Origin of the sequence: Ruegeria sp. THAF33 (assembly GCF_009363615.1) — a bacterium.
Lineage (GTDB): Bacteria > Pseudomonadota > Alphaproteobacteria > Rhodobacterales > Rhodobacteraceae > Ruegeria.
In genome coordinates, this window is the sequence record NZ_CP045384.1 from 2240066 (window position 1) to 2256927 (window position 16862).

General features: G+C 61.2%; 16 protein-coding genes. 3 read left to right on the forward strand and 13 right to left on the reverse strand.

The genetic code is table 11. The features are described from left to right. Positions 1 to 100 precede the first annotated feature (100 nt). The 3 genes from FIU92_RS11190 (at position 101) to FIU92_RS11200 (ending at position 3755) form a co-directional block, all read left to right on the forward strand. Complete coding sequence (locus FIU92_RS11190; protein ID WP_152458644.1) at positions 101 to 1891, forward strand: aminopeptidase P family protein; 1791 nt, start codon at positions 101 to 103, stop codon at positions 1889 to 1891. A gap of 63 nt (positions 1892 to 1954) precedes the next feature. Next, entirely contained in the window at positions 1955 to 2296 is a 342-nt protein-coding gene (locus FIU92_RS11195; protein ID WP_152458645.1) for a DUF427 domain-containing protein, read from the forward strand. 91 nt (positions 2297 to 2387) lie between these two features. Further along, positions 2388 to 3755: a DUF3179 domain-containing protein gene (locus FIU92_RS11200; protein WP_152458646.1), complete on the forward strand. Its 1368-nt coding sequence runs from the start codon at positions 2388 to 2390 to the stop codon at positions 3753 to 3755. A 3-nt stretch (positions 3756 to 3758) separates the two neighbouring features. Here the strand turns inward: FIU92_RS11200 and FIU92_RS11205 are convergent, their stop codons facing one another. From FIU92_RS11205 to FIU92_RS11265, 13 genes are all read right to left on the reverse strand, one after another. Then, positions 3759 to 5444 (reverse strand): chloride channel protein, encoded by a 1686-nt coding sequence (locus FIU92_RS11205; RefSeq protein ID WP_152458647.1) that lies wholly within the window; start codon positions 5442 to 5444, stop codon positions 3759 to 3761. 100 nt (positions 5445 to 5544) lie between these two features. Beyond that, entirely contained in the window at positions 5545 to 7194 is a 1650-nt protein-coding gene (recN, locus tag FIU92_RS11210; RefSeq protein ID WP_152458648.1) for a DNA repair protein RecN, read from the reverse strand. A gap of 36 nt (positions 7195 to 7230) precedes the next feature. Continuing rightward, on the reverse strand, positions 7231 to 8094 hold the full coding sequence (locus tag FIU92_RS11215; RefSeq protein WP_152458649.1) for an outer membrane protein assembly factor BamD: 864 nt from the start codon (positions 8092 to 8094) through the stop codon (positions 7231 to 7233). 126 nt (positions 8095 to 8220) lie between these two features. Continuing rightward, the gene (gene lpxC, locus FIU92_RS11220) at positions 8221 to 9141 is read right to left on the reverse strand and encodes a UDP-3-O-acyl-N-acetylglucosamine deacetylase (protein ID WP_152458650.1); all 921 of its coding nucleotides are present in this window, start codon (positions 9139 to 9141) and stop codon (positions 8221 to 8223) included. A gap of 213 nt (positions 9142 to 9354) precedes the next feature. Further along, a complete protein-coding gene (gene ftsZ / locus FIU92_RS11225) occupies positions 9355 to 10959 on the reverse strand; it encodes a cell division protein FtsZ (protein ID WP_152458651.1) in 1605 nt (534 codons plus the stop codon). 348 nt (positions 10960 to 11307) lie between these two features. After that, on the reverse strand, positions 11308 to 11727 hold the full coding sequence (locus tag FIU92_RS11230; protein ID WP_152458652.1) for a hypothetical protein: 420 nt from the start codon (positions 11725 to 11727) through the stop codon (positions 11308 to 11310). Continuing rightward, positions 11714 to 13048 (reverse strand): cell division protein FtsA, encoded by a 1335-nt coding sequence (gene ftsA, locus FIU92_RS11235; RefSeq protein WP_152459898.1) that lies wholly within the window; start codon positions 13046 to 13048, stop codon positions 11714 to 11716. The genes FIU92_RS11230 and ftsA overlap by 14 nt, the downstream gene beginning before the upstream one ends. Before the next feature lie 8 nt (positions 13049 to 13056). After that, positions 13057 to 14064: a cell division protein FtsQ/DivIB gene (locus FIU92_RS11240; RefSeq protein WP_152458653.1), complete on the reverse strand. Its 1008-nt coding sequence runs from the start codon at positions 14062 to 14064 to the stop codon at positions 13057 to 13059. After that, positions 14052 to 14969 (reverse strand): D-alanine--D-alanine ligase, encoded by a 918-nt coding sequence (locus FIU92_RS11245; protein WP_171167228.1) that lies wholly within the window; start codon positions 14967 to 14969, stop codon positions 14052 to 14054. Before FIU92_RS11245 ends, FIU92_RS11240 begins: the two co-directional genes overlap by 13 nt. A gap of 108 nt (positions 14970 to 15077) precedes the next feature. Next, positions 15078 to 16004 carry a UDP-N-acetylmuramate dehydrogenase gene (gene murB / locus FIU92_RS11250; RefSeq protein WP_152458655.1) on the reverse strand — a complete coding sequence of 309 codons (927 nt, stop codon included), beginning with the start codon at positions 16002 to 16004 and terminating at the stop codon, positions 15078 to 15080. Continuing rightward, a complete protein-coding gene (locus tag FIU92_RS11255) occupies positions 16001 to 16294 on the reverse strand; it encodes a hypothetical protein (protein WP_152458656.1) in 294 nt (97 codons plus the stop codon). The genes murB and FIU92_RS11255 overlap by 4 nt, the downstream gene beginning before the upstream one ends. Before the next feature lie 24 nt (positions 16295 to 16318). Beyond that, positions 16319 to 16585: a DUF2484 family protein gene (locus FIU92_RS11260; RefSeq protein ID WP_152458657.1), complete on the reverse strand. Its 267-nt coding sequence runs from the start codon at positions 16583 to 16585 to the stop codon at positions 16319 to 16321. Next, positions 16582 to 16830, reverse strand: a complete 249-nt coding sequence (locus tag FIU92_RS11265; protein ID WP_152458658.1) for a DUF2484 family protein — start codon at positions 16828 to 16830, stop codon at positions 16582 to 16584. Before FIU92_RS11265 ends, FIU92_RS11260 begins: the two co-directional genes overlap by 4 nt. Between the last annotated feature and the right edge of the window lie 32 nt (positions 16831 to 16862).

Here is a 16862-nt window from a genome sequence, read left to right on the forward strand (position 1 = left end):
CGTAGCTGATCATCGGCTTGCTCAGGCGGGGTGTTCCCGTCTGGACATTTTTTGAAATGCGCCTCAGGGTCACGCTCAAATGATGTGAATGAGGCCGCCCATGTTCCAATCCTTCGAAGTGACCGCCCGTCCGGAACAGGGGCCACCGCGGCTGGCCGCCTTGCGCGAACAGATGGTGCAAGAAGGGCTGGACGGGTTTCTGATCCCGCGGGCGGATGCGCATCAGGGAGAGTATGTCGCGGCGCGCGATGAACGTCTGGCCTGGCTGACCGGGTTCACGGGCTCGGCCGGGTTTTGCGCCGCTCTGCGCGACGTGGCCGGAATTTTCATCGATGGGCGGTATCGCACCCAGGTCAAGGCACAAGTTGCCGCAGATTTCACCCCGGTCCCCTGGCCCGAGGTAAGCCTGAGCGCCTGGCTGAAACAGCAATTGCCCAACGGCGGCAAGATCGGTTTTGACCCGTGGCTGCATGCGGCAGGGCAGATTTCCGGCACATTGAGTGATCTGGATGGATCGGGCATCGAACTGGTAAGGTGCGAAAACCTTGTGGACCGGATCTGGGCCGATCAACCGGAACCGCCGATGAACCCGGTCAAGGCGCATCCGATCGAATTTGCAGGGGAAGGTGCGGACAGCAAGATCGCCCGTCTGGCCGAAGACCTTCGGCAGGCCGGGCACAAGGCAGCGGTGATCACCCTGCCGGATTCCATCATGTGGCTGTTGAATATCCGTGGGTCGGATATCGCCTATAACCCGGTGGCCCACGGCTTTGCCATTCTTCATGCAGGTGGTCAGGTCGATCTGTTCATGGCGGCAGAAAAACTAGCCGGGGTACGGGATCATCTGGGCTCTCAGGTGACCTTGCGCGCTGTGGGCTATTTTCTGGAAGCGGTTGCGGCTCTGGTCGGTCCGGTGCAGGTGGATGCCGCTTCGGTACCTCAGATCGTGGCCGATGCGCTGGGTGACGCGATGACGGATGGCGGCGATCCCTGCGCCCTGCCCAAAGCCTGCAAGAATGCGGCTGAAATCGCGGGCAGCGCCGAGGCGCATTTGCGCGATGCGGTGGCGGTCATCGAGACGTTGTGCTGGCTGGACCAACAGGCCCCGGGCAGCGTGACCGAAACACAGGTTGTCACCCGGCTGGAAGAAAACCGGCGCAAGGACAATGCGCTTCAGGACATCTCGTTCGATACCATTGCAGGCACGGGTCCGAACGGTGCGATCATGCATTACCGCGTGACGGAAGAGACCGACAACCGCCTGGAACACGGCCATATTCTGGTGCTGGACAGTGGCGGGCAGTATCTGGACGGCACCACCGACATCACCCGAACCATCGCCATAGGTGACGTCGGAACTGAGGAAAAAACCTGCTTCACCCGGGTGCTGAAGGGCATGATTGCCATGTCGATGCTGCGCTGGCCTGCGGGCCTTTCCGGGCGGGATATCGAATGTGTGGCCCGCGTGCCGCTGTGGTTTGCGGGACAGGATTTCAACCATGGGGTCGGACATGGGGTCGGCGCCTATCTGAGCGTGCATGAAGGGCCGCAGCGGCTGTCCAAAGTCAGCCATGTACCGCTGCAACCCGGCATGATCCTGTCAAACGAACCCGGGTATTACCGGGAAGGCGCCTTTGGCATCCGCATCGAAAACCTTGTGGTGGTGGAAGACGCTCCTCTGCTTCCCGGCGGCGATGCCGAACGCGCGATGCTGAACTGGCGCACGCTGACCTATGTACCGATTGACCGCAGACTGATCATGGTCGATATGTTGACGACCGACGAACGCGACTGGCTAAATGCCTATCACCGCGACGTTGCGGAAAAAATCCGCCCAAGGCTGGGACATGACGCACAACTGTGGTTGGATGCCGCAACTGCCCCAATCTGACACGGGTCTGTTACATAAAACAGGCAGAGGGGTGGCCCTGATACGACGACGGAAGGAAGAGGAATGGCTGAGATCACGATCCGGAAAGCGCCGGGCAAATGGACTGTCCGCTCGGGCGGTGCGATCCTGGGCGAAACGAACAACGCGCTGGAACTGCTTGAAGGCGACAAGGATCCTGTGATCTATTTCCCGCGCAACGATATTGCGATGGCGTTTCTGGATCGGACCGACAAGGTGACCCACTGCCCCGGCAAGGGCGACGCGACGCATTTTTCCATCGTCAACAAGTCATCCGTGACCGACAACGCGGTCTGGAGCTATGAGGATCCGATTCAGGCAGTGGCCGAGATCAAGGACCATCTGGCATTCTACCCGGCTGAATCGGTGAAGGTGGAGCAGATCTAACGCCAGCCCCCGCGCCCACCTCACGCAGCTGTGGCATGCACGTGAACGGCATTTGCGGCACACTTGCTCCGGGGTAACACCGGAGGCTTCCATGTCGATGTCACGTCGCGGTTTTGCTGGGATGATCGGGGCTGGTGCAATGGCACCCGGTGTGCTGTGGGCGCAGCAGGATCCGGTTCTGGACGCGTTGCGCAGCACGCTGAGCGGGCGTCGGACCGCATTTGAGGCGCAGATGGCGTATCTGAAGGACCGCGGCCAGCCGGATGTCGTGGCCGGGTTGCTGACTGCGATGCGTTATGCCGACAGGCGACGGAATGAGATTGTCGAGGTGATGGAGGCCTTGACCGGGCAACGGCACGGCAATGACTGGTTCGAGTGGATGCTGTGGCAAGAACGAAACCCGCAGATTGTCCCTCATCCGTCGTTGATCCCGTTCAAGCGCGAGGTTCTTCTGGGGATCGACCCGAACTTCGATCTGTTCCTGCGGCCCGAATATCTGCAACGCGACAAGATGAAGATCCGCCTGGAAGAGATCGCCTGGGGCGGTGTGTACAAGGATGGCATTCCGTCTCTGGACAATCCCACCCTGATCTCTGCTTCGAATGCGGGGTATCTGAAAGGCAATGATCTGGTATTCGGCGTGGCCATCAACGGGGATGAGCGCGCCTATCCCCTGCGGATCATGGGCTGGCATGAGATGTTCAACGAGGTGATCGGTGGCGTGCCCGTGGCGCTGGCCTATTGCACGCTTTGCGGGTCGGGCATCCTGTTTGAAACCCAGGTGGCGGGGCGGCGAAAACCGTTCATTTTCGGGTCGTCAGGTTTCCTCTATCGTTCGAACAAGCTGATGTTTGACCGAGAGACGCATTCGCTGTGGAACCAGTATACCGGCAGGCCTGTTGTGGGGCCCTTGGCGAACAGCGGCATCACGTTGAAACAGCGCCCGGTGGTGATCACGACATGGGATAGCTGGAGGACCTCGCATCCCAAAACCCGTGTTCTGTCGCTGAACACCGGGCATCGGCGCAATTACGGATCAGGGGTGGTTTATCGAGACTATTTCGCCTCGAGCGAGCTGATGTTCCCGGCGGTTGTGGATCAGTCCCGGCATCGGCAGAAGGATTACGTCTTTGCCGTGCGCCAGTTTGGTGCAGCCCGCGCCTGGCCTCTGGATGCGTTCAAGGGCAAACCGGTGATCAACGATGCAATCGGTCGGACACCTCTGGTTCTGATTGGCGATCCCAAAGAGCGCAGCGTGCGGGCCTATGAGCGAAAAACGCATGCGTTCCGGGCGACGCAAAGCGGGTTGCAGGATAGCGCGGGGAACGGTTGGACCGTCACGGAAGAGGCTTTGATCGGGCCGGATGGAACGCGTTTGCCACGAGTCGCCGGTCATGTTTCCTATTGGTTTGCGTGGGACAATTATTTGGGCGACGCAGCCAGCGTGTATGGTGAGTGAAACTCAGGAATGCTCTTCGGCAGCCGTGGCCGCAAGCGCCCTGTTATATGCCTTGAGCGCATCGACGTGATAGAGCGCCCCAACCGGTGTTTCAGAGCCGTCGTTTTCCAGAATGACAACCGGAATGCAGGGGATGTCGTCACGATCAAAATAGGGCATGGCGGCTTCCAGCGTGGCGCTGGCCTGAATGCACAGGCCCTGGTCGATCAGCCCCTGCGCCTCTTCCTTCGAGATCGACCGCGGATCACCAAGCGGGCGCATCACCGCTCCGGCGCGAAGCATTGCCAGCAGATAAGCCTGCGGCCCCGCGGCCAGGTGGACATCACGCCGCTCCAGCTGCGTCAGGAAGAAAGACCGGTCCACAAGTCTCGAGGCCAAGGCCGTGGACATGGACACGCTGACCATCACGGCAAGGCCGATCTGCCAATCGCCGGTCAGTTCAAAAACGATCAAAGTGGTCGAGATGGGCGCGCCCAGCACCGCCGCAGCCACGGCGCCCATTCCGGCAAAGGCATAAAGCGTATGCGTGCCCGACACATCCGGCAGCAACCCGGTGGCGATCAGACCGAAGGCCAGCCCGGTCAACGCGCCGACCATCAGAGACGGAGAGAACACCCCACCGCCCATGCGCCCGCCCATGGTAATCGCCACCGCGACCGTTTTGATCACCGCAAACAGGATGGCTGTGGTCAGCACAAGATCACCGGTCAGGGCGCGAATTGTCGTCTCGTACCCCACGCCGATGATATGCGGAAACCAGATCGCCATCAGCCCCAGCATCGCCCCGGACACCGCAGGGCGCAGCCAGGCCGGAATCGACAGGCGGTTCTGGATATGGCTGCCAATATCCTCGGCAAAGAAAATCGACCGCATCAGCAGTAGCGCGACAAGTCCGCAGATCAGGCCCAGGATCAGGAAGGCCGGAAGCTCGACATAAAATTGCAGCGATCCCGGCGTCTCCAGCGTGAACTCGGTAACGTCGCCATATTCCAGCCGGTTGATCACCGTTCCCGCGACCGAGGCGATGACGATCGGGGCAAAGGCATGAACGGCGAAATGGCGCAGCACGACCTCGAGCGCGAACAAGGCCCCCGCAATGGGGGCGTTGAAGCTGGCCGACACGGCCGCAGCGACGGCACATCCCAACAGGTCACGTCCCGTGATCCCATCCGCGTGTATGCGGTTGCTGACCCATGTGGAAATCACTCCGGCCATATGCACCACCGGCCCCTCGCGGCCTGTTGACCCGCCCGAACTGAGCGTGATCAGCGAGGCGAAGAACGACGCGATGCCCGCCTTGACCTCGACCCGCCCGTCGGTGATGGCCGAACCTTCGATCACATCGGCAACCGACCGGACGCGCCCGTCATTGGTGAACCGGTTCAGGATGATGCCGACGACCAGGCCACCGAAGATGGGAATGATCAGAACCATGAACCATGGCAGTTTCTCGGCGTGGCTGTGCAGCAGCAGGATGTCATCGGTATCGTAAAGATAGGCTTGCAGCGCGCGGATGGCCTTGCGGAAGCCAAGCGCCATGAAACCGGCCGCGATCCCGATGGCCAGCGCAATGAACCAGAACTGGATCTGGCTCGGCCCCCGGCGCAGCATGACCCGCCACGCATCCTTGATCGCGGCCAGAGCCTGATTGAACTGGTTGCGCAGAACGGTGCGGGTCGATTGGGTCATTGGCCCTCGGGGATCATCACTTAACCCTTAGTAAGCCACGGAGCGCCCATATAAAAGTGAGATAGCGATAGTGTGAGCACCAATTCACGCCATCGCCGCATCAGGCCTGCAACAGAGCCCGGGCGGCGGCACGGGCTTCTTCGGTGATGGTGTCGCCGGCCACCATGCGCGCGATCTCGTCCACCCGATCCGGTTCGGCCAGAGGAATGACGGTGGATAGGGTTTGTCCGTCGGTAACCTGTTTCTGCACCCGCCAGTGATGCGCCGCCCGTGCGGCGACTTGAGGGGAATGGGTGACAACCAGAACCTGCCCGCCCTGCGCCAGCGACGCCAGCCTGCGCCCGACGGCATCGGCTGTTGCCCCACCGACACCACGATCGATTTCGTCAAAGATCATCGTCCGGGCACTGTCGTCGCCAGACAGGCAGACCTTGAGGGCCAGCAGAAAGCGGCTGAGTTCACCCCCCGAGGCGATCTTGTTCAGCGGCCCCGCCGGCGCACCGGGGTTGGTGGCCACGGTGAAGGCCACCGCGTCGGTGCCTTCGGGGCCGGGTTCGGCCGGGGTGATCTCGGTCTGGAATACGGCGCGTTCCATCTTGAGCGGGGCCAGTTCCGCCATGACGGCCGCGTCAAGCCGCCCGGCGGCGGCCTTGCGCGCAGCGCTGAGGTCGGCTGCGGCGGCGTCATAGGCCCGTTGCGCCGCGTCCACGGCTGCTCGCCTGTCTGCCAGGTCGGCATCCCCTGCCTCCAACCGGTTCAGCCGGTCACGCAGAGTTTCGGCAAACGAACCCAGATCATCCGGGGCCACGTCATGTTTGCGGGCCTGCGCACGGATGGCAAACAGGCGTTCCTCGGCCTGTTCCAATTCCACCGGGTTGAAGTCCAGCGCCTGAAGGCAGGCATGCACGCCATCCTGCGCCTCGCCCAACTCGATCATCGCGCGCCCGAGCGCTGCTATCGGTTCTTCCAACTGGCCGCCCGCATTGTCCGAGACGCCTTCCAGCCAGCGGATGGCGTCGGACATGGCCCCTTCCGCCCCGTCCCCGGACAACAGGGCAAAGGCACGCGCAACATCGTCGCGAATCCGCTCGGCCCCTTGCATCATGCGGCGGCGGGCATCCAGTTCGGCATCCTCACCGGGTTGCGGGTCAAGCTGGTCAAGTTCGGCGACCGCGTGACGCAGGAATTCTTCCTCGCTGCGGACGGCAGCCAGAGCGGCCTCGGTCTCGGCCAGCGCCTTGCGGGTACGGGACATCGCGGCCCAGGCGGTTCGCACCTTTGTCAGCAGCTCCGTGACCTGTGCGAATTCGTCCAGCATTGCCCGATGACTACGTGGGTTCAGCAAACCGCGGTCATCATGCTGACCATGCAGTTCGACCAGGGTCTCGGACAGCGCCCGCAGAACTTCGCCCGAGCAGCGGCGATCATTGACCCAGGCGGTCTTGCGCCCCTCGGCCGTGTTGACGCGACGCAGGAACAGTTCCTGGCCCCCCGGCAGGCCGGCTTCGGCCAGAATCGCATGTGCGGGATGATCGGCAGAGAGTTCGAATTCAGCGACGACCTCACCCTGCGCGGCCCCCTGCCGCACCAGTTCCGCGCGCCCTCGCCAGCCCAACACGAAGCCAAGCGAATCCAGCAGAATCGATTTGCCCGCACCGGTTTCGCCGGTCAGGGCGTTCAAGCCCGGCTGAAAGCTCAGTTCCAGCCGGTCGATGATCAGCATATCGCGGATATCAAGGGCGCGCAGCATGTGGTCTTCAGCGTCCCGGACCAAAGGCCATCGCGATTACAACCATTCACCTTTGATGGTCTGACGATAAATCGTGCTGAGCCAGTTGTTACCGCGGCTCTTGAGATCGAGCCCGCGAGAGGTCAACAGTTTGTACGCATCGTCATACCATTCCGAGGACTGGTAGTTGTAGCCAAGAATGGCACCTGCGGTCTGCGCCTCGTCCAGCAGGCCAAGCGACAGATAGGCCTCGACCAGACGATACAGTGCTTCGGCGGTGTGGGATGTGGTCTGAAAGTCTTCGACCACAACTCGGAACCGGTTGATCGCCGCGACATAGTGATCCTGACGCAGGTAGTAGCGCCCGATCTCCATTTCCTTGCCTGCCAGATGGTCGAAGGCCAGATCGAACTTCAGAACCGCCGATGTGGCGTATTCGCTGTCGGGATAGACCTCGATCACGGTCCGCAGAGATTGCAGCGCCTGGAAGGTCAGGCCCTGGTCACGACCGACTTCGTCGATCTGATCATAATAGCTGAGCGCCAGCAGATACTGCGCATAAGCAGCATCTTCATCCGTCGGATAGAAGTCGATATAGCGCTGCGCCGCCGCGCGGCTTTCTTCGTAATTCTGGTCCGAATGGAACGAAAACGCCTGCATGATCAGCGCGCGCTTGGCCCAATCCGAATATGGATACAAACGTTCTACTTCCGAGAAATACCACGCCGCATCGTCCGAGCGATTCTGCGACAGTTCGTATTCACCTCGGGTATAGATCTGTTCCGGCGTGAACCCTTCCAGATTCTGTTCACGGTCCGCGCCCTTGTTGCCAAAAAGGCCGCCGGCGTTGCCGCATGCCGTCAAAACTGCTGCCAGAAGAATCGCACCCGCGAATCTGACTGCCGCTTTGCTGCCAACCATACCGCCCATCCTTGTCGTCTTGCTTAATGGGGTTTGCCCCGATTTGAGCCATGGTCTAGCACAGAAAATTCCGGTGCAAAACGCCTTATGCGACTTCTGGCGCAAATGTCGTCAGAGTTGATCTGATCAGGCCACTTCGGGAATTTCGTTGACAACAAGCCCCTGCCCCGGCAGGCGCGCGGCCTGTTCCGGCGTGCACAGTACCGGACGTACGGCGCCCGGCGTTTCGAACAGGTTGCGCAGCAATGTGTTGGTCAGCGAATGACCCGACTTGTTTCCGGTGAAGTGACCCAAAATCGGCCCACCAGCCAGATAGAGATCACCCAAGGCGTCCAGCATCTTGTGACGCACGGCCTCGTCGACCCGGCGGAAACCGCCCGGTGTCAGAACTTCGACGCCCTGAACGACCACGGCATTTTCAAGCGTGCCGCCCAAAGCCAACCCGTTTTCGCGCATCGCCTCGACATCCGTGCGACGGCAGAACGTGCGACAATCGCTGAGTTCACGCGCGAAGGAACCGTTGCGCATGTCCAGCGTTTTGCTCTGGCTGCCAATGGCACCGTCTTCGAAATCGATATGGAAGTCGATGATCAGCCCGTCAGCGGGCGCAAGGCTGGCGCTCGCGCCTTCGCGGGATGCGGTGACGGTTTTCAGAACCTCATAGGCCAATACCGAGCTGGCCTGACGGCGCACGCCTCTGGCCATAATGCCACGCACAAATTCGATCGAAGAGCCGTCCATGATCGGAACTTCGGGGCCGTCGATCTCGACAAGCGCGTTGTGCACGCCACATCCGGCCAATGCAGCCATGATATGTTCGACGGTGGAAACCGATACACCGGCATCATTCACCAGACGCGTACAAAGCGGGGTCCGTTCAACCGCATAGTAGATCGCCGGGATCATCGCGTCGCCCAGTTGAATATCCGTCCGCTTGAACCAGATGCCATGACCAGCCGCCGCCGGTTTCAGGACCATGGTCGCCGGCTTGCCGCTGTGCAGCCCGACGCCTTTAAACGTGACCGGAGATTTGAGCGTATGTTGCAAAATGGGCCTCAGTGAGTAGTGTCCAGCCTGCTTGGGCCGTGTTGGACACTGAGTTAAGGAAGCCCGCGTCAAGGCTCAACTCACTCTTTGCAACCGATTGAAACATGTATGTAACAGATCGGCAAAACCCTGCTCACATAGTTGCAAGTTACTGTTAATAAACAATTAAGGGCCGCCAAATGGCAGCCCTTTGAGTGGATTTTGTTACCGCGATCAGTTGGCTTGACGGCGCAGGAAGGCCGGAATTTCGATACGGTCCTGATCCGGATCGGCCTCTTCCTGAAGCGGCGCGGTCGCCTCGGACTGTCGCAAAACGGGCTGCTGCCGCGGCGGTTGGGCCGGAGTATCCGAGGCATGGCCGGTCATCCGATCGATCAGACGATTGAAGCCAAAACGCGACCGCTCCTCGGGTTCCGGTTGCGAAACCGCTTCGGGTTGGCGAGGCGCTGCCGGTCGCTGTGGCGCCGACGGAACCTTCTGCACAGCGGCCTGCAAACGCTGCAATGCTTCGGGCGACGGGGTGCCAGCAGCATGTCCGCGCGGTGCCACAAATGCCTCGGGCGCGGGCTCAACATGCTCGGGCTGCGGCTCGAATTCGGCCACACGCGGCTGATAAGCGGGCGGCGGCAGGCCATCCTCGTCACGCTCGTCGCGCGGCTGGAATTGCGGCTGCGCCGGCTCTTCAGCGGCTTCGAACAGCGAAGGTTCGCGGTTTTCTTCCGGCTGCGGGACGGGCTCTGCTGCGTCGGCAACCACCCGGGCTTCTTCCTGAATATGCTCTTCAGCCGAAACCGTGCGGGTCAGCGGTTCGGACATCGAACGGCGCGCCACCGGGACTTCGGTCGTTTTTTCGCTGGCGTCGATGCCGGTCGCAACAACCGACACGCGCATTCCGCCTTCCATAGCGGTATCCAGCGTCGAGCCGACGATGATATTGGCCTCGGGGTCCACTTCCTCGCGGATGCGGTTGGCGGCTTCGTCCAGCTCGAACAGGGTCAGGTCGTGCGAGCCGGTGATGTTGATCAGCACGCCTTTGGCGCCCTTGAGGCTGATTTCGTCCAACAGCGGGTTTGCAATAGCCTTTTCCGCCGCCTGGATGGCGCGGTCTTCGCCTGTTGCCTCGCCGGTGCCCATCATCGCCTTGCCCATCTCGTCCATCACGGCGCGAACGTCGGCAAAGTCGAGGTTGATCAGGCCGGGGCGCACCATCAGGTCGGTCACGCCTTTGACGCCCTGATACAGAACGTCGTCAGCCATCGAGAACGCCTCGGTAAAGGTGGTCTTTTCATTGGCCAGGCGGAACAGGTTCTGGTTGGGGATGATGATCAGCGTGTCGACAACCTGCTGCAGCGCCTCAACCCCATCTTCGGCCTGGCGCATCCGCTTGGCACCTTCGAACTGGAAGGGCTTGGTGACGACACCGACGGTCAGTACACCCAGCTCACGCGCGGCTTGCGCGATGATCGGAGCAGCCCCCGTTCCGGTACCGCCGCCCATACCAGCAGTGATGAAGCACATATGAGCGCCGGCAAGGTGGTCCACGATCTGTTCGATGCTTTCCTCGGCGGCGGCTGCGCCTACGGTCGGGCGGGCCCCTGCCCCCAGACCTTCGGTGACTTTCACGCCCAGTTGCACCCGCGCCGAGGACTGGCTTTGTTGCAGCGCCTGTGCGTCGGTGTTAGCGACCACGAAATCAACGCCGTCCAACTGTTTTTCAATCATGTTGTTGACGGCGTTCCCGCCTGCGCCGCCAACGCCAAATACTGTAATCCGAGGCTTCAGTTCGTCGTGCCCGGGCATCGAAAGATTCAATGTCATGCTCTGTCCGCCTGTATTTATGTCCCGCCAAAGCGGTGTTTTTCTTACCTATCCTTGTACGATTCTAACGGCCTGATGCCAAAAGGTCACGTCAAAAATCGCGTTTTCCCACAAAATATGGAGGAAATAAGGCATAAACCGGCGGCATTTCGCAGGTCATGCCAGATATAGCGGAAACAACGGCGACCATCACTAGACAACCGGCATGAACGCGAGGACACATTCGTTCATCGCGCTCTGATCGACTGCCATATACACTGCGGAAAACTGCTCAGGTCCTGCCGCGAGGCCTCTTTCGGGCCTTGTGGATATCTTGAGGGATAAATCGAAACGCTGCAACCGGTTTCTTCAGCTGAGCGGTGCATTTGGACAGTCCAGGCCGCGGTCCGTCATGGATCGCACTTCCTGTATTTCCCCATCGACGAATGAGGCAAGCCGCACCATCAAACGACCTTCATGCAAAAATGGCCACCAACAGACCGGAATGCCGTCCGGGTCATTGTCGTACAGAAAACACAACTGACCGTTTGGCGTCGTGATCTGCCCGTAGACACAGCCCTGCCCCTCTTCGCGCCAGACCGACATGCGGCGGTTCAGGAATTGTTCGGTTCCCACCAGGCCACCGCTGCGGATTTCGTAGAATGTCAGAGTTTTTCCGACCGCCGCGTCCAGAAACGCTTCGGGCGTGATCATGGTCTGGGCCGAGGCCCAGCAAGGCAGCAGCGCCGCGCACAGAGCACCCCCGCGCAGGACTCTACCAGTTGTCACGGAACCACCGTACGGCGCGCTTGAACGGGCGTGCGGCATAGGTTTCGACCGGGATTTCAAAATCCCACCATTCGTCCTGAGGATGGGCCGCAAACAGGCTGAGGCCGACAGCGGATGAGAACCCGGGCCCGGTGGCTGATTGCGGCAGGCCATGCACGCGCAAGGGGCGGCCCAAGCGAACGCGCTGACCGAGGATGCGCGTGGCCAACCCGTCCAGCCCCATGATCTGGCTGCCGCCGCCGGTCAGCACGATCTGCTGGCTTGGCATATGTTCAAACCCGGCGGCGTCCAGCCGGACGCGGACCTCTTCAAGAATTTCCTCGACACGCGGGCGCATGATGCCGATCAGTTCAGCGCGGCTGACGGTGCGGCGGTCGTGTTCCCAATCGCCGGTGTCACCACCGATATCAATCATATCCCTGTCGTCGGCCCCGGTGGCATGAACGCCGCCATTGAATGTCTTGATCCGTTCCGCCACGGCGGCAGGTACACCCAGGCCCATCGAAATATCTGCGGTCACGTGATCGCCGCCCATGCGCACGCAATCGGCATAGATCATGTGCTTTTTCATGAAGATCGACACGCTTGTGGTGCCGCCGCCCATGTCGATACAGGCCGCGCCCAGTTCCTGCTCGTCTTCGACCAGCGCCGAGATGCCCGAGACATAGGCCGAGTTGGCAATACCCGCGAGTTCAAGATCACAGCGCTTGATACAGCGCACGATGTTCTGGATCGCTGACGAATCCACGGTCAGCATATGCATGTCGACCGCAAGGCTCTGGCCCATCTGCCCGCGCGGGTCGATCAGGCCAGACCGGTTGTCGAGCGCAAAATTCACCGGTTGAGCATGCAGCACTTCGCGCCCGTCACCATAATCCGGCACGTCGCAAGCGTTCAGAACCCGGCCCACTTCGGCCTCGGTCACGATCTGACCGTCCAGATCGACTTGCGCATCCAGCCCGTAAGAGCGCGGGTTCGCGCCCGAGAAACAGGCGATCACATGATCGACGCGGATGTCGGCCATCTTCTGTGCGGCCTGAAGCGCGGTGCGGATGGCACGTTCGGTTTCCTGCATGGCTGTGACTTCGCCGAACTGGACACCCCGCGACCGGGTGGTCGCGGCACCGATGACGCGAAAACCGGTCTGACCTGCCATGGAACCGATGGTATTGTCCTCGCTCAGCCGACCGGTTCCGTCAAAGCGCAGCACAAGACAGGCGATTTTCGAGCTGCCCACATCCAGAATCGCAATCACACCGCGTTGCAAAGCCTGCCGCCGCATCTGACGCATGGCACGTTGGGACTGATAAAGATCGGTCATCATGGTCGTTACTGCCCGTTACTCACTGTCACTTTTGTGTTCCACCAGTCTTCGCTGGCGGCTTTGGTCATTCGAATGGTCGGACGCTGCCCGAGGCGCATGTCGACCACGGCCACGTCACGTTCCAGAAGGTCCTGTACCTCGTTCACGGCAAGCACGCGTTCCAACGCACGCACCGGGCGTTCGGTCGGCAGCATGATGCGCTGACCACGGTCCAGCACCAGATCCCAGCGCCGCTCTCCCACGCGCACCAAGCCGCGCACGCGATTGCCCAGGCTGCGCGAAGTCCGCAGAAGCTCCAGTGCTTCTCCGACGTGATCGTCGGCGCCTGTCCCCGCGATCAACGGCAGATCGGCGTGGTCCTTGCGAGAGGTGGCTTCCTTGACATGCGCGCCTGTCTCATCCAGCAGCTCAAGCCCCTCGCGCGTTCGCCAGACGATCACCGGCTGACGCTCGACGACATCGACCTGCAGGATGCCTCCGGGGCGGATTCTGACGGTTGCGGATTTCACCGGGTCCAGCCCGGTGATCGTGTCGCGGATCTGTTCCACATCCAGATCCCAGGAACTGATCGGGAAATCCAGCGGCACGATTTCGCGGATGTCTTCGGACAGGTCGGTTCCGGCCCCGTCGATGGCCATCAGGTTGACCATGAATTCGGGGCGCTCCTGAATTGAAGTGCGCACATCGGCGATATAAGCGGCAAGTGCGTCGCGACGGTCCTGCGAGGCAAAGAAGATGCCAAGCGCGGCAGCGATGGCGCAGATCGGCAGGCCAACCTTGACACCAAGGCGAATGCCCGGCGTCAGCATCCAACGTTGCAGCCGATAGCTGAGACGGGACGGCGCAGGGTCACTGCGTCTTGCGGAGCGGGAAAACACACGCGCACCGCGCAGGCGCAAAAGCGGTTCGGCCTCGTGCGAGTCCGTGTCGGCCGAGGCGAAATCGGCATCCGGTCCCGCAAGTGGTTTGCTGCGGTGGATTTCCAGTGAACGGCTGGCGGTCAGCGGTCGCATGAGGCGTCCTCCACCATCCAGGCGCAGAGCTGGCCGAATGTCATTCCAAGATGAGCGGCCTGTTCCGGGACCAGAGAGGTTGGCGTCATGCCGGGCTGGGTATTGGTTTCCAGCAGGAACAACCCATCGGCACCCTTGCTGTCATCCCAGCGGTAATCCGTGCGGGACACACCCTTGCACCCCAGCACGTTATGCGCCCGCACGGCGTAGTCCATGCAGCGGTCGAAAATGTCCTGCGGGATGTCGGCGGGCAGGACATGCCACGAGCCGCCAGGCTTGTATTTGGCGTCATAGTCGTACCAGCCGCCATCTGTCATGATTTCGGTCACGGTCAGGGCGCGGTCGCCCATCACGGTCACGGTCAACTCGCGACCTGCCACGTATTTCTCGACCATCACCAGATCGGGCATCGCCTCGTCCAGCTGCGGCGGGCCGTTGGCATTTTCGTGGACGATGTAAATCCCAACGCTGGAGCCTTCATTGTTCGGCTTGGCCACATAGGGCGGCTCCATCACGTGAACTTCGACCACCTCGACCTTGGGCACGATCACGCTCGGTACGACGGGCAGCCCTTCGGTTTGGTAAATCTCTTTGCTGCGCTGCTTGTCCATTGCCAGCGCCGAGGCCAGAACACCGGAATGGGTGTAAGGGATGCGCATCCACTCCAACAGGCCTTGCACACACCCATCTTCGCCCCAGCGGCCATGCAGGGCGTTGAAAACCACATCCGGTTTGATGTCCACAAGGCGCGCGCAGAGGTCGGGACCTGCGTCCAGTTCGACCACTTCAAAGCCTTCTCCCACAAGGGCGGCCGCGCATTCGCGCCCAGAGCTGAGAGACACCTCGCGTTCCGCCGAGGGTCCACCCATCAATACCGCCACTTTGGGGTTTGTCCTGCTCGACATACCCAATGTGCGCCTCAATGTCCCCGGACCTTATGTGGTGGTCCGTACTGCGTTTATGCCTTTGATCCGTCGCCTGAATTTGCCTGTTATGGTCTGACGGTTGGGGCTTTATTCTGTCAGCGGATCACCGACCCGCATGATTTCCCACTCTAGCGTGATGCCGCTTGTTTCGTAAACCTTTTTTCGCACCTCTTCGCCAAGACCTTCGAGGTCGGCAGCGGTTGCCGCGCCGGTATTGATCAGGAAATTCGAGTGCTTCGGGCTCATCTGCGCACCGCCAAGGGTCGCGCCGCGCATTCCGGCGTCGTCGATCACTTTCCACGCCTTGAGATCATGCACGTCATCCGCCTGCCCGGTCGAAGAAAACCCGGCTGGATTGCGAAAGGTCGACCCCGCGCTGCGATCTTTGGTCGGCTGGGTTTCGTCGCGCTTTTTCAACTGCGCCGCCATACGGGCATGGAGATCTTGGGGATTGCCTGAAGGGCCCTCGAACACAGCCGAAATCAGCACTGCGCCTTCCGGCAGGTCCGTCTGGCGATAACAAAAATTCAACTCTTCTGGTGTCAGGTCCACAAGCTCGCCTTGCCGGGTGACAATCGTGGCCTTGCGCAGAACATCCGCCGTGTAGCTGCCGTAACAGCCCGCGTTCATCCGCACCGCGCCGCCGATCGAGCCCGGAATGGTGCGCAGAAAGGTCAGGTCGACACCGGCATCCGCCGCCTTGCGCGCAACATGCGCGTCCAGCGCAGCGGCTCCTGCGGTGACTGTGTTGCCCTCGACCGAGATAGTATTGAACCCGCGCCCCAGCCGGATCACCACGGCCCGCAGCCCCCCATCCCGAACGATCAGGTTCGAACCGACACCCATCGGAAAGACCGGGGTTTGTGCCGGCAGTTCCCGCAGGAACGCTTGCAGGTCTTCGATATCGGCAGGCTGGAACAGGTAATCGGCCGGGCCGCCAACGCGAAGCCATGTGAGCTCAGAGAGAGGCCGCGCCCGAGACAGGCGCCCTTTCGGAACGGGAAACGTTGTCATGCGTCTGCACGCACCGCCAGGCTACGTCCGCCCACACCGCCCATGATTGCAGCGAACAGAAAGGGAAGAACGCCGGCGGTCAGCCAGACCAGCGGGCCGAACGCCTGTTCTTCTTCGCCGGTGCCAATACCGGCCAGCACCACGATCAACGCCAGCCCGACGGCCGAGGCCAGACCGATCAGCCACAACAAGCCGCGCAGGCCCAGCCAACGGCCCGCCGTGAAACCGGCGGCGGCACCTAGCAGGAAAGAAAGAATTGGCAGATAGGCAAATGTGGCGACGGACGCCATGGCGGACCTCCTGAAACTGGCCGGTTATTCGTCAGCCGCCTTCATGCCCTGCATTTTCATCTTTGTCCAACGGGTCAGATAAATCACGGGCCAGCGCAGCACGGACATACCCATGGCCAGCACCAGCAAGCCGATCCACGGGCCGTTCTGATAGGTGACATACCCCAGAATCGGAATGCCCACGGCGATCAGGATATAGGCGCGTGTCCAGTGGTTGTCTTTGCTCGGGATCATTGCCAGCAGATTCGCGGAAACGCCCCACAGACCGGCTAGGACGATGGACCAGTTCATTCCATGACCTCCCCGCGCACCCATTTTCGCCAGTAATACCGGATGGGGTTGCGGAACATCGAAACGAATCCGCCGAAGGCGAAAACCGACCAGAACCAACCGTGATCATAACCCAGCCAGACGATCAGAACCGGGGCGCAGATCAGCAGGGTCACGCCCGGCGGAAACTGCATTCGCATCGGCAAGAACGCCACGATCGTGGCGCAGATCACCCAAAGGGCGGCAAGGATCATCGAATAGTCCATCTGTCCCCTCTTAGGACATGCGGCGGCTGCGG

Bases quoted from the DNA above. Each gene is read 5' to 3' on its own strand.
- FIU92_RS11260 (WP_152458657.1), bottom strand. From the start codon at position 16,585: ATGAACTGGTCCATCGTCCTAGCCGGTCTGTGGGGCGTTTCCGCGAAT.
- FIU92_RS11265 (WP_152458658.1), bottom strand. From the start codon at position 16,830: ATGGACTATTCGATGATCCTTGCCGCCCTTTGGGTGATCTGCGCCACG.
- FIU92_RS11245 (WP_171167228.1), bottom strand. From the start codon at position 14,969: ATGTCGAGCAGGACAAACCCCAAAGTGGCGGTATTGATGGGTGGACCC.
- FIU92_RS11255 (WP_152458656.1), bottom strand. From the start codon at position 16,294: ATGGCGTCCGTCGCCACATTTGCCTATCTGCCAATTCTTTCTTTCCTG.
- ftsA (WP_152459898.1), bottom strand. From the start codon at position 13,048: ATGACCGATCTTTATCAGTCCCAACGTGCCATGCGTCAGATGCGGCGG.
- FIU92_RS11195 (WP_152458645.1), top strand. From the start codon at position 1,955: ATGGCTGAGATCACGATCCGGAAAGCGCCGGGCAAATGGACTGTCCGC.
- FIU92_RS11200 (WP_152458646.1), top strand. From the start codon at position 2,388: ATGTCGATGTCACGTCGCGGTTTTGCTGGGATGATCGGGGCTGGTGCA.
- FIU92_RS11190 (WP_152458644.1), top strand. From the start codon at position 101: ATGTTCCAATCCTTCGAAGTGACCGCCCGTCCGGAACAGGGGCCACCG.
- recN (WP_152458648.1), bottom strand. From the start codon at position 7,194: ATGCTGCGCGCCCTTGATATCCGCGATATGCTGATCATCGACCGGCTG.
- FIU92_RS11215 (WP_152458649.1), bottom strand. From the start codon at position 8,094: ATGGTTGGCAGCAAAGCGGCAGTCAGATTCGCGGGTGCGATTCTTCTG.
- ftsZ (WP_152458651.1), bottom strand. From the start codon at position 10,959: ATGACATTGAATCTTTCGATGCCCGGGCACGACGAACTGAAGCCTCGG.
- FIU92_RS11240 (WP_152458653.1), bottom strand. From the start codon at position 14,064: ATGCGACCGCTGACCGCCAGCCGTTCACTGGAAATCCACCGCAGCAAA.
- FIU92_RS11205 (WP_152458647.1), bottom strand. From the start codon at position 5,444: ATGACCCAATCGACCCGCACCGTTCTGCGCAACCAGTTCAATCAGGCT.
- murB (WP_152458655.1), bottom strand. From the start codon at position 16,004: ATGACAACGTTTCCCGTTCCGAAAGGGCGCCTGTCTCGGGCGCGGCCT.